The organism is Curtobacterium sp. C1, assembly GCF_021049325.1.
Classification (GTDB): domain Bacteria; phylum Actinomycetota; class Actinomycetes; order Actinomycetales; family Microbacteriaceae; genus Curtobacterium; species Curtobacterium citreum.
Genome location: NZ_CP088076.1, coordinates 1,741,174 through 1,755,102, shown reverse-complemented (window position 1 = coordinate 1,755,102; position 13,929 = coordinate 1,741,174). Strand labels below are relative to the sequence as shown.

The following is a 13,929-nucleotide window of genomic DNA, read 5'->3' as shown; positions in this document are numbered from 1 at the left end:
ACTGCCGGTACTTCCCTCCAACCTACCGTCCGCCCCTGACCCGGGGACGAACGCGGGCGGCGCGGCCCGGACCGGTTGGTAGGCTCGTCGGCGGCCGACCGGCCGGAAGACGCGACCAGGAGAACACTGTGACGAACCCCCTCGCCCCCGGATCCCTCGCCGACAAGCGCGCCCTCGTCACCGGGTCCTCGCGTGGCATCGGCGCCGACACCGTCGGCTACCTGGCGGAGGCCGGCGCGAAGGTCGTCGTGAACTACCGCAACAAGGCACGCCGTGCCGAGCAGATCGCCGAGAAGGTCGTCGCCGCGGGTGGTTCGGCCCTCGCCGTCGCCGCGGACCTGACCGACCACGACTCCGTGCAGGCGATGGTCGACACGGTCGTGTCGGAGTGGGGCGGCATCGACCTCCTCGTCCTGAACGCCTCCGGCGGCATGGAGGCCGACCTGGGCGAGGACTACGCGCTCCGCCTGAACCGCGACGCGCAGGTCGACATGCTGCAGACCGCCGTGCCGCACATGCCGGCCGGCTCGCGCGTCGTCTTCGTCACGAGCCACCAGGCCCACTTCGTCGAGACCGCCGAGACGATGGACGAGTACGTCCCCGTCGCGAAGAGCAAGCGGGCGGGCGAGCTCGCCCTCCGCGAGCTGATCCCGCAGCTCGACGCCGCCGGCATCGAGTTCGTCGTCGTCTCCGGCGACATGATCGAGGGCACCATCACCGCGACGCTCCTCAACCGCCTGAACCCGGGCGCGATCGAGGGTCGTCGGCAGGAGGTCGGGAAGCTCTACAGCGTCTCCGAGTTCGCGGCCGAGATCGCCCTCGCCGCCGTCGAGCCGATCCCCGCCGACCACACCAAGCTCGTCGGCGACGTCAGCGGCTTCACGCAGTAACGTCGTCCGGGTGACCGCCAAGCCCGGCCTGCGCCGCACCTCCCGGATCATCCTGCTCGACCCGGACGACCGCGTGTTCCTCATGGACACGCGGTCGCCGTCGTCCGACGGCGCGCACCGCTGGATCACGCCGGGCGGCGGGGTGGACCCGGGGGAGTCGCACCGGGACGCCGCGGTGCGCGAGCTGCACGAGGAGACCGGCATCGTCGTCGACGACCCGGGTGAGCCCGTGTGGACCTGGGACTTCACCGTCGAGTGGGACCTCGCCGACCACGACCGCGGCCACAGCGAGTTCTACGTCGTGCGCACGCCGGGCTTCGAGCTGTCCGACGCCGGCTGGACCGAGGACGAGCAGGTCGACATCCTCGCCTCCCGCTGGTGGACGGCCGACGAGCTGGACGCCACCGACGAGCCCTTCGAACCCGCCGAGCTCCCGGAGCTCGTCCGTCTCCACAGCCGCCGCTGAGGGGCTGTCCCGGCGCCCGCCGTGCCGCTACCGTCGTCCCATGGGCGACACCACCCGACACCCGGCCGACCAGCACGACCGGATCCGCGTCCGCGGCGCACGCGAGAACAACCTGCGCGACGTCGACGTCGACCTGCCGAAACGCCGACTGACGGTCTTCACCGGGGTGTCCGGGTCCGGCAAGAGCTCCCTCGTGTTCGCCACGCTCGCCGCCGAGTCGCAGCGGATGGTCAACGAGACGTACAGCGCCTTCGTACAGGGCTTCATGCCGTCGCTCGCCCGCCCCGACGTCGACCTCCTCGACGGGCTGACGACCGCGATCGTCGTCGACCAGGAGCGCATCGGCGCCGACCCTCGGTCCACCGTCGGCACGGTCACCGACGCCAACGCGATGCTCCGGCTCCTCTTCAGCCGCCTCGGCGAACCGCACGTCGGGGGTCCGAACGCGTTCTCGTTCAACCTCGCGACCGTCACCGCCGGCGGGGCGATCACCGTGCAGAAGGGCGAGGACGCCAAGGCCGAGCACGTCTCGTTCTCCCGGCTCGGCGGCATGTGCGCCGAGTGCGAGGGACGGGGGAGCGTCTCGGACATCGACCTGGCACAGCTCTTCGACGACACCAAGGCCCTGTCCGACGGCGCGATCACGATCCCGGGATGGGGCGGGGACGGATGGATGGTCCGGATGTACGCGGAGTCCGGGTTCGTCGACGGCGACAAGCCGATCCGCGAGTTCACCGAACAGGAGCGGGCGGACTTCCTGTACCACGAGCCGACGAAGCGGAAGATCGCCGGCATCAACATGACCTACGAGGGCCTGGTCCTCCGGGTGCGCCGTTCGTTCCTGCAGAAGGACCGCGAGGCGATGCAGCCGCACGTCCGCGCCTTCGTCGACCGGGCGGTGACCTTCACGACCTGTCCCGCTTGCGACGGCACCCGCCTGAACGACACCGCCCGGTCGTCGCACATCGCCGGCCGGAACATCGCCGAGGTGTGCGCGATGCAGGTGTCCGACCTGGCCGCCTGGCTCCGCACCCTCGACGCGCCGTCCGTGCAGCCGCTCCTCGACGGCCTGCGGCACGCGGTCGACGCCTTCGTCGAGATCGGACTCGGGTACCTGTCGCTCGACCGGCCGACCGGCACGCTGTCCGGGGGAGAGGGCCAGCGGGTGAAGATGGTGAAGCACCTCGGCTCGAGCCTGAGCGACGTCACGTACGTGTTCGACGAGCCGAGCACCGGCCTGCACCCGCACGACATCGAGCGGATGGACCACCTGCTGCTGCGGCTCCGCGACAAGGGCAACACCGTGCTGGTCGTCGAGCACAAGCCCGAGGTCATCGCGACCGCGGACCACGTCGTCGACCTCGGCCCTGGCGCCGGCGCGGACGGCGGGCAGGTGTGCTTCACCGGCACGGTCGACCAGCTCCGGGGGAGCGACACCGTGACCGGACGGCACCTCGGCGACCGCGTCGCGCTCAAGGACGCCGTCCGTCGCCCCACCGGTGTGATCCCGATCCGCGGTGCCGACCGGCACAACCTGCAGGACGTCGACGTCGACGTGCCGACCGGCGTGCTCACGGTGGTCACCGGCGTGGCCGGCTCCGGCAAGAGCACGCTCGTCCACGGATCGCTGTCGACGCTGGACGGGGTCGTCGCCGTCGACCAGAGCGCCATCCGCGGCTCCCGCCGCAGCAACCCGGCGACGTACACCGGGCTGCTCGAGCCGGTGCGCAAGGCCTTCGCGAAGGCGAACGGCGTGAAGCCGGCCCTGTTCAGCGCGAACTCCGAGGGTGCCTGTCCGGCCTGCAACGGTGCCGGTGTGGTCTACGTCGACCTCGGCATGATGGCCGGGGTCTCGACGCCGTGCGCGGAGTGCGGCGGTCGGCGGTTCGACCAGTCCGTGCTCGGCTACCGACTCGGCGGCCGGGACATCAGCGAGGTCCTGGCGATGTCCGTCGCCGAGGCCGGAGGGTTCTTCGCCGAGGGGGAGTCGCGCGTCCCCGCCGCCCACACCGTCACGCGACGGCTCGTCGACGTCGGGCTCGGGTACCTGACGATCGGGCAGCCGCTCACGACGCTGTCCGGAGGGGAGCGCCAACGGTTGAAGCTCGCGACGCACCTCGGCGACCCCGGCGGGGTGATCGTCCTCGACGAGCCGACGACCGGCCTCCACCTGGCGGACGTCGCCCAGCTGCTCGGGCTGCTCGACCGGCTCGTCGACGCGGGCCGCACGGTCGTGGTCATCGAGCACCACCAGGCCGTCATGGCGCACGCCGACTGGATCATCGACCTCGGACCGGGCGCCGGGCACGACGGCGGTCGGGTGGTCTTCGCGGGGACCCCGGCCGACCTGGTGGCCGCCCGTTCGACGCTCACCGGCGAGCACCTCGCCGCGTACGTACGTCCCGCCGGCGTCGACGAGCACTGACGCAACCGGCAGCGAACGCACGGGCAACCTGAACCGAACGCGCACGGAACGCATACCGTGTGCGGTGACGGCCCGGGTGCGCCCGCACCACCGGCCCTGATCCAAGGAGCTCCCATGTCCACGAACGGTTACCCGCCGGCCCCGAACGCCCCCGGTGGAGCCCCGGTCCGCAGCGGCGGCAACGGCCTCGCCGTCGGCTCGCTGGTCCTCGGCATCGTCGGTGTCGTCTTCGCGTTCCTGATCTCGATCGTCGGCCTCATCGCCGGCATCGTGGGCCTGGTGCTCGGCATCATCGCCCGTCGCCGCGGCCTCAGCCGCGGCATGGTGCTCGCCGGCATCGTCCTGAGCGCCATCGCGATCGTCGTCGCGATCATCTTCATGATCCTCGGCGCGGTCCTCGCGACACAGATGCTCAACAACTGACGACGACTCGGAACGGGAGGCACGTGGCGGCGTCGCCACGTGCCTCCCGTTCCGTCCGTGGCCGGGCTGCGCACTGCGCGACCGCACCCGCGGTACCCCGCCAGGTCGCGACGAGTAGCGTCCGCCGCATGACGTACAGCCAGCCGGACCCGGCAGAAGAGACCACGCAGGCAGAGGCACCCGAGCAGCCCGACACGGACCGCTCGGACCTCGAGGAGCACGGCGAGGAGCAGGCCGCGCTCGAGATCGACAGCCAGGACGTGCCCACGGGCGACGAGACGCCCGAGCACTGACGACGACGCAGGACACGTCGCCCACGGTGACCGTGGGCGACGTGTCCTGCGTGGCGGAGCCGTCGTCGACGCCCGGTGAGCAAGCGCCGATAATGCATATTATGTCAACTCAGGTCGACGCGGCAAGGTCCGGGGCGGGCTGTCGCCTCTGCCCTACCGCTCGAAGACTGCGACGGTCATGCCCGCAGACGTCGGCGGCCCGTCCATCGCGACGAGCTCGTCCGGCAGGTCCGAGAACCCGACCGTCCGGCCGATCGACTCCGCCGGCCGGAGTCGCCCGGCGACGACGTCCTCGAGCATCGCGGCGTACTCGCCGACCGCGATCCCGTGGCTGCCGAGCAGCTCCAGTTCGTCACCGATCACGCGGCCCATCGGGATCGCCGGGATCGCCTCGTCGTCGAGCAGCAGGCCGACCTGCACGTGTCGCCCCCGCGGCCGGAGCGAGGCCACCGCGGCGACCGAGGTCGCTCGGCTGCCGTAGGCGTCGACCGACACGTGTGCACCGCCGCCCGTGAGCTCCCGGACCGTCCGGACCGCGTCGTCGTCCATCGTGACCGTCGTGGCCCCGAGTGCGGCGGCGCGCTCGAGTGCGGCGGCCGAGACGTCAATCGCGACCACCCGCGCACCGGCCGCGAGGGCGACGATGACCGCCGAGATCCCCACCCCGCCGCAGCCGTAGACGACGACCCACTCCCCTGCGGCGACGCGTCCGCGGGCGTGCAGGGCGTGGTACGCCGTGCCGAACCGGCAGCCGAGCCCGGCGGCCTCGGCGAACCCGACCGCGTCCGGCAGCGCCACGAGGTTGACGTCGGCGTGCGGGACGACGACGGCCTCGGCGTAGGAGCCGGGCAGCGTGAACCCGGGCTGCTCCTGGCGCGTGCAGACCTGGGTGGCGCCGTCACGGCACTGGTCGCACGTGCCGCACGCGAAGACGAACGGCGCCGTGACGCGCTGGCCGACGGTGAAGCGGGTGACCCCGGGGCCGACCGCGTCGACGACGCCGGCGAACTCGTGACCCGGCACGTGCGGGAGCCGGACCGAGTCGTCGTGGCCCTTCCAGGCGTGCCAGTCGCTCCGGCAGACGCCGCTCGCGGCGACGCGGACGACGACGCCGTCGGAGGGCGGGGTCGGCGTCGGCAGGTCGACGATGACGGGGCGGACACCGAACTGCTCGTACTGGACTGCGCGCACGCGCTCATCCTGACAGAAGCGCAGACCGACACGCGGACGGACAGACGCACCGCCCGACGGTCCGACGCCCCACCGCGCCGCGGTCACGCCGTCGTCAGCACCAGCGACGCGTTCTGCCCGCCGAACCCGAACGAGTTGTTGAGCGCCGCCCGCAGCGATGACCGCCGCGCAGCCCCCGCCACGACGTCGAGCTGCACCGCCGGGTCTCCAGGGCCCGCACGGTCAGGATCGTCTCGACCGCCCCGGCCGCACCGAACATGTGCCCGATCGCCCCCTTCGGCGCCGTGACGAGGGCGTGCTCCCCCACTGCCCGGCGGATCGCAGCAGCCTCGCCGACGTCCCCGACCGGTGTGCTCGTCGCGTGCGCGTTGACGCAGCGTGCGGTCACTCGCCGAAGCCGGACCGGACCAACTCGGTCAGCGCGTCGACGGCGTCCTGCGCGTCGGCGCCGGTCGCCTCGATGGTCACGGTCGCACCCTTGGGCAGGGCGAGCGCCATGATCGCGAGCAGGCTCTTCGCGTCGACGCCGTTCACGCGGACGCTCGCCTCGTGCTTCGCTGCGGTCTTCACGAACTCCGCGGCCGGTCGCGCGTGCAGACCGCTCTCGTTCACCAGCTCGACGGTCGCGGACGCGGCCACGTCGTCGACGCTGGCGGCCCCGACACCCGGCCCCGTGCCTCCAGGCTGGTCGCCGTCCGCACGGGAGGCACTGCTCGCCTCCGCCTCGGACGCTGCGGCGGTCGCCGCGGCAGCGAGCACCGCGTCGACGTCGCCGCCCGTCTGGGCGGCGACGGCGGCGGCCACCGTGCCCTCGACCAAGGGCGCCTGCGACACGTGCACGCGTGCCCGCGCGTCGTCGTCGAGGAAGTCGAGCGCGGTGTCCGTCGTCAGGTACGCGGAGCCGAGGTCGCAGAGGACGACGACCGCGTCCGCCGCGCCGAGCTCCTCGAACCCCGCGGTGATCGCCTCGAAGGAGGTCCCGATCCCGCCGTCCTCGGTCCCGCCGGCGGCGACCATCGGGACGTCGGCGGCCATCTGACGGGCGAGCTCGACGGTGCCGGTCGCGACCGCCGCACTGTGCGAGACGACCAGGATGCCGACCGTCACGCGGTCTCCACCGCCGCGCGCAGGATGTACGCCGTCGACTGCGCGCCCGGGTCGCGGTGCCCGACGGCGCGCTCCCCCAGGTAGCTCGCGCGGCCCTTGCGGGCGACGAGCGGGTCGGTCGACTCGGCACCGGTGGCTGCGGCGTCCGCGGCGGCCTCGAGCACGCGCTCAGGGGCCTCGCCGGCGGTCGCGGCGGTCGCGGCGGCGTCGACGGCGGGCGTCCACGCGTCGACCATGGTCTTGTCGCCGACCTCGGCCTTGCCGCGCGAGACGACCCCGTCGCGAGCCGCGGTGAGCACCGCGACGAGCGTGTCGGCGTCGAGCTCCGACGCGTCACCGGCTGCCTGCGCGGCCTTGAGGTACGCGGTGCCGAAGAGCGGGCCGGCGGCGCCGCCGACCGTCGAGATGAGCTTCGTCGCGACGACCTTGAACACCGCACCGGGCGAGTCGAAGGAGCCGGCGTCGAGCGCCTCGACGACCGCGCGGAACCCGCGGTCGAGGTTCTCGCCGTGGTCGCCGTCGCCGATCTCACGGTCGAGCGTGACGAGCTCCGCCCGGTGGTCGTCGATGGTCGACGCGGTGCGACGCACCCAGTCGAGGGCCCATGCGGTGTCGAGCGCCAATTCGTGTTCCTTCCTGGAGGGTGGGCGGTGTCAGCGGCCCCAGCGCAGGGCCGGGGTCTCCACCGGGGCGTCCCAGAGGGCGGTGAGTTCGTCGTCGAGCACCGTGACGGTGAGCGAGAACCCCTGCATCTCGAGGGACGTGACGTAGTCCCCGACCAAACTACGCGTGACGTGGTGGCCACGGTCCGTGAGCACCTCGGCCGCGCGGCGGTAGAGGATGTAGAGCTCGGCGAGCGGCGTGCCGCCCATGCCGTTGACGAGCAGGAGCAGGTCCGACCCGGCCGGCGCGTCGAGGTCCGTGAGGATCGGTTCGAGCACCCGGTCGACGAGCTGGTCGGCCGGTGCCATGGGGATCCGCTCCCGCCCGGGCTCGCCGTGGATGCCGATGCCCAGCTCGACCTCGTCGTCGGCGAGCGTGAAGGACGGCTCCCCCGCGTGCGGGACGGTGCCGGAGGACAGCGCGAGTCCCATCGAGCGGGTGACGTCGTTGACGCGCCGCGCGACGGCCGCCACGGCGTCCAGGTCGTCGCCCCGCTCGGCGGCGGCGCCCGCGCACTTCTCGACGACGACCGTGCCGGCGACCCCGCGGCGTCCGGCCGTGTAGAGCGAGTCCTGCACCGCGACGTCGTCGTCGACCACGACGCTCTCGACCCGGACGTCCTCCATGCCGGCGAGCTCGGCGGCGGTCTCGAAGTTGAGCACGTCGCCGGTGTAGTTCTTGACGATGTGGAGCACCCCGGCTCCCCCGTCGACGGCCTTCGTCGCGGCGACGATGGGGTCCGGGGTCGGGCTCGTGAACACCGGGCCGGGGACGGCGGCGTCGAGCATGCCGTACCCGACGAACCCGGCGTGCAGGGGCTCGTGGCCGCTGCCACCGCCGCTCACGATCCCGACCTTGCCGGCGACGGGAGCGTCCGCGCGGTGCAGGTGGATCGGGTCCTCGACGAGGACGACGTGGTCGGCGTGCGCCCGGGCGAAACCGCGCACGGTCTCGGTGACGACGGCCTGCGGATCGTTGATGAGCTTCTTCATGCTGTCCTCCACGGTGGCGGGGCCGCTCGCGACGGGGCCACACCGCCGTCGTCGACCGGAGTGCGTTCACCCTACAGCGGCCGCCCGTTCGGTCGATGTGCACGTTCGTGCAGCACGATGCGGGCGTGGCGACGGCTCCTGATGGGCAACCGCACACCGGGCATGCACGTTCGTGCACTTTCGCGAACTTCCCTCGGTGGCACATCGCGCAGCGGCGATCCGCGTCACTATGCTCGGCCCCAATCACTCAACGGGGAGTGCCGGACGCAGCACCACCGGACCCCCGACCCCTACGCACAGGAGGTCACCGATGGACGGCATCGGCGTCAATTTCCTCTCCGAGCTCGTCGGTACGGCGATGCTCATCATCCTCGGTGGCGGTGTCGTCGCCGCGGTCTCCCTCACGAAGTCGAAGGGCTTCGGCGCGGGCTTCCTCATGGTCACGATCGGCTGGGGCTTCGCGGTCTTCGCCGGTGTCACCGTGTCGTACAAGTCCGGCGGCCAGCTCAACCCCGCGGTCAGCCTCGCGCAGGCGATCCTCGGCAACATCACCATCGGCCAGATGTTCCTGTACTGGATCGCGCAGCTCATCGGCGCGATCATCGGTGCGGTCATCGTCTGGCTCGCCTACAAGCAGCACTTCGACGAGGAGCCGGACGCAGCAGCGAAGCTCGGCGTCTTCTCGACCGGCCCGGCGATCCGCTCCTACGGCTGGAACGTCGTGACCGAGATCATCGGCACCTTCGTCCTCGTCTTCGTCGTCATCGCCTTCACCAACGGCAAGACCCCGGCCGAGCTCGGCGCGATCCCCGTCGCCTTCCTCGTGATCGCGATCGGTGTCTCGCTCGGTGGCCCGACCGGCTACGCCATCAACCCCGCCCGTGACCTCGGTCCGCGCATCGCCCACGCCCTCCTGCCGATCAAGGGCAAGGGCTCCAGCGACTGGTCCTACGCCTGGGTCCCGGTCGTCGGACCGCTCGTCGGTGGCGCGCTCGCAGCCGTGCTGTCGAAGGCCCTCCTCCCCCTCGTCTGACCCCTCCCGCACCGGCCGGCCCCACCCGGGGCCGGCCCCGGTCGACGCCCCGCGCCGACCGACGCACCGAACACACCCGCAAAGGAGCACCAATGGCCGACTACATCGTCGCCATCGACCAGGGCACCACCTCGACCCGAGCGATCGTCTTCGACCACTCCGGTTCGATCGTCTCCGTCGGACAGAAGGAGCACGAGCAGATCTTCCCGCGCGCCGGGTGGGTCGAGCACGACCCCGCGGAGATCTGGGACAACACGCGCGAGGTCATCGGCCAGGCGCTGTCCCGCGCGGACATCACCCGCCACGACGTCGCCGCGGTCGGCATCACCAACCAGCGCGAGACCGCGGTGGTCTGGGACAAGACCACCGGCAAGGCCGTCTACAACGCCATCGTCTGGCAGGACACCCGCACGCAGGCGATCGTCGACAAGCTCGCGGACGGCGACACCGACCGCTACAAGTCGATCGTCGGCCTGCCCCTCGCCACGTACTTCTCCGGCACCAAGATCGCCTGGATCCTCGAGAACGTCGAGGGTGCCCGCGAGAAGGCCGAGGCTGGCGACCTGCTCTTCGGCACCACCGACACCTGGGTCCTCTGGAACCTGACCGGCGGCACCGACGGCGGCGTGCACAAGACCGACGTCACGAACGCGTCCCGCACGCTGTTCATGGACCTCGAGACGCTGTCCTGGCGCGACGACATCCTCGCCGACTTCGGCGTGCCGAAGTCGATGCTCCCCGAGATCGTCAGCTCCTCCGAGGTCTACGGCCACGTCGAGTCGTCCAACCTGCTCCGCGAGGTCCCGATCGCCGGCATCCTCGGCGACCAGCAGGCCGCGACCTTCGGCCAGGCGGCGTTCGACCAGGGCGAGTCGAAGAACACCTACGGCACCGGCAACTTCCTGATCTTCAACACCGGTACCGAGATCGTCCGCTCCGAGAACGGGCTGCTCACCACCGTCGGCTACAAGCTCGGCGACCAGGAGACGCACTACGCGCTCGAGGGCTCGATCGCCGTCACGGGTTCGCTCATCCAGTGGCTCCGCGACAACCTCGGCATCATCGGCAGCGCCCCCGAGGTCGAGGCACTCGCCAAGACCGTCGAGGACAACGGCGGCGTCTACTTCGTCCCGGCGTTCTCGGGTCTGTTCGCGCCGTACTGGCGTCCGGACGCCCGCGGTGCCCTCGTCGGCCTGACGCGCTACGTCAACAAGGGCCACATCGCCCGTGCCGCGCTCGAGGCGACGGCGCTCCAGACCCGCGAGGTCCTGGACGCGGTCAACGCCGACTCCGGTGTCGAGCTGACGGAGCTCAAGGTCGACGGCGGCATGACCGCCAACGACGCCCTCATGCAGTTCCAGGCGGACATCCTCAACGTGCCGGTCGTCCGACCGGTCGTCGCGGAGACCACCGCCCTCGGTGCCGCCTACGCCGCCGGTCTGGCCGTCGGGTTCTGGGCGAACCTGGACGAGCTGCGCGCCAACTGGCAGGAGGACAAGCGCTGGGAGCCCCAGCTCGACGACGCCGAGCGCGACCGTCAGCTCCGCCTCTGGAAGAAGGCCGTCACGAAGACCTTCGACTGGGTCGACGAGGACGTGCGCTGACCCGCGTGTGAGGTGACCGCCTGGAGGCGCGGTGCCGGTCCGACGGACCGGCACCGCGCCTCCGGTGCGTGGCTGGCTGGTCCGCTGGTGTGTCCGCTGGTGCGCCTGCTCGCGAGACGCCGCCACGACGACGAGACGCCCCCGGATCCGGGGGCGTCTCGGTGGTTCGGGGGCGCTTCTGTGGTTCGGCTGCGGCTCGGCTCGGCTCGGCTCGGCGCCGCGGCGTCGCTGGGTCAGGCCGCGGGGGCCGCGCCGACCCAGTCGGCGAGCTTCTGCGCCGCTGCGCCGGAGTCGATCGCCTCGGCGGCCACGACGAGCTGCTCGCGGAAGCGCTGCAGGATCGGCTGGTCGGCCTGGTCGGGGTCCTCGGCGAGCCGGAAGGACACCAGTCCCGCGGCGGCGTTCAGCAGGACGATGTCCCGGACCGGGCCGGTCTCCCCCGCCAACACCCGGTGGACCACGGCGGCGTTGTGCTCCGGGTCGCCGCCGAGCAGGTCCTCGGTGCGCGCCCGGGCGATCCCGAGGTCACGCGGGTCGAGGTCGTGTTCGATGACCCGGCCGCCGGTGACCTCCCAGATGTGCGAGTGCCCGGTCGTGGTGAGCTCGTCGAGGCCGTCGTCCCCGCGGAACACCAGCGCCGTCGCGCCGCGGGTCTGGAACACGCCCGTGATGATCGGCACGAGCTCGAGCTGGGCCACTCCGACCGCGTTCGCCTCGCACCGGGCGGGGTTGACGAGCGGGCCGAGGAAGTTGAAGACGGTCGGCACACCGATCTCGCGGCGCACCGGAGCCGCGTGCGCGAAGCCGGGGTGGAACGCGCTCGCGAACGCGAAGGTCAGACCGACACGCCGGAACGTGTCCGCTACCCGCACCGCGTCCATCGACAGGTCGAGTCCGAGGGCGGCGAGCACGTCGCTCGACCCGGACTTGGACGAACTCGCGCGGTTGCCGTGCTTGACGACCGGCACGCCCGAGGCGGCGATCACGATCGCGGCCATCGTCGAGACGTTCACGGTGCCCACGACGTCGCCGCCGGTGCCGACGATGTCGAGCGCCATCGGGTCCACGTCCAGTGGGACAGCGGCATCGAGGATGGCGTCGCGGAACCCGACGACCTCGTCGACGGTCTCGCCCTTCGCGCGCAGGGCGACGGCGAACGCGGCGATCTGTGCTGCTGTCGCACGCCCCTGGACGATCTCCTCCATGGCCCATGTGGACTGCCTGATCGAGAGGTCCTCGCGCGCCATGAGCGCGCTGATCACCGCAGGCCAGGAGAGTGAGAGCGACATGCCTCGATCGTAGTGAATTCGAGAGACCCGCCAGTCTGCTGCGAAAACACTGTCACAGGTTTCGGCCATAATGGAGGACGTGACTAGCACCCCTCTCTCCAGATCCGCCAGCGGTCCGGTCCTGAACAGGCCGAACGCCGTTGCCGTGGGGACGATCGTGTGGCTGGGCAGCGAGGTCATGTTCTTCGCCGGCCTGTTCGCGATCTACTTCACGCTGCGCAGCACCTCGCCCGAGCTCTGGGCGACCGAGACGTCCAAGCTCGAGGTGCCCTTCGCCTCCGTGAACACGATCATCCTGGTGCTGTCCAGCTTCGCCTGCCAGTTCGCGGTCTTCGCCGCCGAGCGCTTCCAGGTGCACCGCACGAGCTGGAACCCGAAGGACTGGGGCATGACGGAGTGGTTCTTCGTCACGTACTGCATGGGCGCGATCTTCGTCTGCGGCCAGATCTTCGAGTACGCCAACCTCTGGCACGAGGGCGTCACGCTCTCCTCGAGCGCCTACGGCTCCGCGTTCTACATGACCACCGGCTTCCACGGCCTGCACGTCACGGGCGGTCTCATCGCGTTCCTCCTCACCCTGGGTCGTGGCTTCGCCGCCAAGAACTTCGGGCACAAGGAGGCGACCACCGCGATCGTCGTGTCGTACTACTGGCACTTCGTCGACGTGGTCTGGATCGGTCTCTTCGCCGTCATCTACCTTCTCAAGTAGGAACTGGACACCCCGCACAGCATGTTCAACAGAACCAAGTCCAAGAAGGGCCGCCGTTCCCCGATGGCGACCGTGTCGCTCATCGTCGTGGGTCTCATGACCACCGGCGGTGCGTACGCGCTGTTCAGTTCGACGGCCAACGCCGACGACAGCACGACCACCGTGGCCTCGAGCCAGTCGAAGGTGAACGAGGGCCAGAAGCTCTTCGCCTCGAACTGCGCGACCTGCCACGGTCTCGACGCGCAGGGCACGAGCGAGGGCCCGTCCCTCATCGGTGTCGGCGCCGCGTCGGTCGACTTCCAGGTCGGCACCGGTCGCATGCCGATGGCAGCCCAGGGCCCGCAGGCCGAGGAGAAGCCCGCCCAGTTCACGGACGAGCAGATCGACGCCATGGGTGCCTACGTCGCATCGCTCGGCCCCGGCCCGGCCGTCCCCTCCACGTCGCTGACCGACGGCAAGGGTGACGCCGCCGAGGGCGCAGAGCTCTTCCGCATCAACTGCGCGATGTGCCACAACGTGGCCGGCGCCGGTGGTGCGCTGACCGAGGGCAAGTACGCGCCGAACCTGCAGACGGTCTCCGGCAAGCACATCTACGAGGCCATGGCCACCGGCCCGCAGAACATGCCGGTCTTCAACGACCTGAACCTCACGCCCGAGCAGAAGGCCGACATCATCACGTACCTCAAGTACGTGCAGGACAACAAGTCGCCCGGCGGCTTCGCCCTCGGCTCCCTCGGCCCGGTGGCAGAGGGTCTGTTCATCTGGATCTTCGGTCTCGGTGCGGTCGTCGCGATGACCGTGTGGCTGACCGCGAAGACCAACTGATCGTCCGTGTCGAACGACA

14 protein-coding genes and 1 pseudogene are annotated in these 13,929 nt (G+C 71.1%); 9 read left to right on the top strand and 6 right to left on the bottom strand.

Features of this window, described 5'->3' with window-relative positions:
- Positions 1 to 128 precede the first annotated feature (128 nt).
- The 5 genes from LQK89_RS08550 (at position 129) to LQK89_RS08530 (ending at position 4,497) form a co-directional block, all read left to right on the top strand.
- Positions 129 to 890: an SDR family oxidoreductase gene (locus LQK89_RS08550; RefSeq protein ID WP_174777189.1), complete on the top strand. Its 762-nt coding sequence runs from the start codon at positions 129 to 131 to the stop codon at positions 888 to 890.
- 10 nt (positions 891 to 900) lie between these two features.
- Positions 901 to 1,356, top strand: a complete 456-nt coding sequence (locus LQK89_RS08545) for an NUDIX hydrolase (protein ID WP_174777190.1) — start codon at positions 901 to 903, stop codon at positions 1,354 to 1,356.
- 40 nt (positions 1,357 to 1,396) lie between these two features.
- Positions 1,397 to 3,781: an excinuclease ABC subunit UvrA gene (locus tag LQK89_RS08540; protein ID WP_231048868.1), complete on the top strand. Its 2,385-nt coding sequence runs from the start codon at positions 1,397 to 1,399 to the stop codon at positions 3,779 to 3,781.
- Between the two features lie 114 nt (positions 3,782 to 3,895).
- A complete protein-coding gene (locus LQK89_RS08535; protein ID WP_231048867.1) occupies positions 3,896 to 4,204 on the top strand; it encodes a DUF4190 domain-containing protein in 309 nt (102 codons plus the stop codon).
- A gap of 128 nt (positions 4,205 to 4,332) precedes the next feature.
- Entirely contained in the window at positions 4,333 to 4,497 is a 165-nt protein-coding gene (locus LQK89_RS08530) for a hypothetical protein (protein WP_174777193.1), read from the top strand.
- A gap of 153 nt (positions 4,498 to 4,650) precedes the next feature.
- On the opposite strand, the gene LQK89_RS08525 is transcribed toward LQK89_RS08530, so the two are convergent.
- From LQK89_RS08525 to dhaK, 5 genes and pseudogenes are all read right to left on the bottom strand, one after another.
- Positions 4,651 to 5,688: an alcohol dehydrogenase catalytic domain-containing protein gene (locus LQK89_RS08525; protein WP_231048866.1), complete on the bottom strand. Its 1,038-nt coding sequence runs from the start codon at positions 5,686 to 5,688 to the stop codon at positions 4,651 to 4,653.
- Between the two features lie 256 nt (positions 5,689 to 5,944).
- Positions 5,945 to 6,076, bottom strand: a pseudogene (locus LQK89_RS18110) (hypothetical protein); the annotation flags it as partial.
- Complete coding sequence (gene dhaM / locus LQK89_RS08520; RefSeq protein WP_058742689.1) at positions 6,073 to 6,795, bottom strand: dihydroxyacetone kinase phosphoryl donor subunit DhaM; 723 nt, start codon at positions 6,793 to 6,795, stop codon at positions 6,073 to 6,075. The pseudogene LQK89_RS18110 and the gene dhaM, both read right to left, overlap by 4 nt.
- Positions 6,792 to 7,418 (bottom strand): dihydroxyacetone kinase subunit DhaL, encoded by a 627-nt coding sequence (dhaL, locus tag LQK89_RS08515; protein ID WP_231048865.1) that lies wholly within the window; start codon positions 7,416 to 7,418, stop codon positions 6,792 to 6,794. Before dhaL ends, dhaM begins: the two co-directional genes overlap by 4 nt.
- Before the next feature lie 30 nt (positions 7,419 to 7,448).
- Positions 7,449 to 8,450 carry a dihydroxyacetone kinase subunit DhaK gene (gene dhaK, locus LQK89_RS08510; RefSeq protein WP_231048864.1) on the bottom strand — a complete coding sequence of 334 codons (1,002 nt, stop codon included), beginning with the start codon at positions 8,448 to 8,450 and terminating at the stop codon, positions 7,449 to 7,451.
- A 310-nt stretch (positions 8,451 to 8,760) separates the two neighbouring features.
- On the opposite strand from dhaK, the gene LQK89_RS08505 reads away from it, so the two are divergent.
- Together LQK89_RS08505 and glpK are read left to right on the top strand one after the other, a co-directional pair.
- Positions 8,761 to 9,483, top strand: coding sequence for an MIP/aquaporin family protein (locus tag LQK89_RS08505; protein WP_058742687.1), 723 nt, complete (start codon positions 8,761 to 8,763; stop codon positions 9,481 to 9,483).
- A gap of 92 nt (positions 9,484 to 9,575) precedes the next feature.
- Complete coding sequence (glpK, locus tag LQK89_RS08500) at positions 9,576 to 11,087, top strand: glycerol kinase GlpK (protein WP_058743203.1); 1,512 nt, start codon at positions 9,576 to 9,578, stop codon at positions 11,085 to 11,087.
- 233 nt (positions 11,088 to 11,320) lie between these two features.
- On the opposite strand, the gene trpD is transcribed toward glpK, so the two are convergent.
- Positions 11,321 to 12,376 carry an anthranilate phosphoribosyltransferase gene (trpD, locus tag LQK89_RS08495; RefSeq protein ID WP_231048863.1) on the bottom strand — a complete coding sequence of 352 codons (1,056 nt, stop codon included), beginning with the start codon at positions 12,374 to 12,376 and terminating at the stop codon, positions 11,321 to 11,323.
- Positions 12,377 to 12,446: 70 nt separating this feature from the next.
- Between trpD and ctaE the strand changes: the two genes are divergently transcribed.
- Complete coding sequence (gene ctaE, locus LQK89_RS08490) at positions 12,447 to 13,085, top strand: aa3-type cytochrome oxidase subunit III (protein ID WP_058743205.1); 639 nt, start codon at positions 12,447 to 12,449, stop codon at positions 13,083 to 13,085.
- A 21-nt stretch (positions 13,086 to 13,106) separates the two neighbouring features.
- The gene (gene qcrC, locus LQK89_RS08485) at positions 13,107 to 13,910 is read left to right on the top strand and encodes a cytochrome bc1 complex diheme cytochrome c subunit (RefSeq protein WP_058743206.1); all 804 of its coding nucleotides are present in this window, start codon (positions 13,107 to 13,109) and stop codon (positions 13,908 to 13,910) included.
- Positions 13,911 to 13,929 lie beyond the last annotated feature (19 nt).

Excerpts from the sequence above, each read along its gene's own strand:
- trpD (WP_231048863.1), bottom strand. The coding sequence starts at position 12,376 with ATGTCGCTCTCACTCTCCTGGCCTGCGGTGATCAGCGCGCTCATGGCG.
- qcrC (WP_058743206.1), top strand. The coding sequence starts at position 13,107 with ATGTTCAACAGAACCAAGTCCAAGAAGGGCCGCCGTTCCCCGATGGCG.
- LQK89_RS08530 (WP_174777193.1), top strand. The coding sequence starts at position 4,333 with ATGACGTACAGCCAGCCGGACCCGGCAGAAGAGACCACGCAGGCAGAG.
- LQK89_RS08540 (WP_231048868.1), top strand. The coding sequence starts at position 1,397 with ATGGGCGACACCACCCGACACCCGGCCGACCAGCACGACCGGATCCGC.
- glpK (WP_058743203.1), top strand. The coding sequence starts at position 9,576 with ATGGCCGACTACATCGTCGCCATCGACCAGGGCACCACCTCGACCCGA.
- ctaE (WP_058743205.1), top strand. The coding sequence starts at position 12,447 with ATGGAGGACGTGACTAGCACCCCTCTCTCCAGATCCGCCAGCGGTCCG.
- LQK89_RS08505 (WP_058742687.1), top strand. The coding sequence starts at position 8,761 with ATGGACGGCATCGGCGTCAATTTCCTCTCCGAGCTCGTCGGTACGGCG.
- LQK89_RS08535 (WP_231048867.1), top strand. The coding sequence starts at position 3,896 with ATGTCCACGAACGGTTACCCGCCGGCCCCGAACGCCCCCGGTGGAGCC.
- dhaK (WP_231048864.1), bottom strand. The coding sequence starts at position 8,450 with ATGAAGAAGCTCATCAACGATCCGCAGGCCGTCGTCACCGAGACCGTG.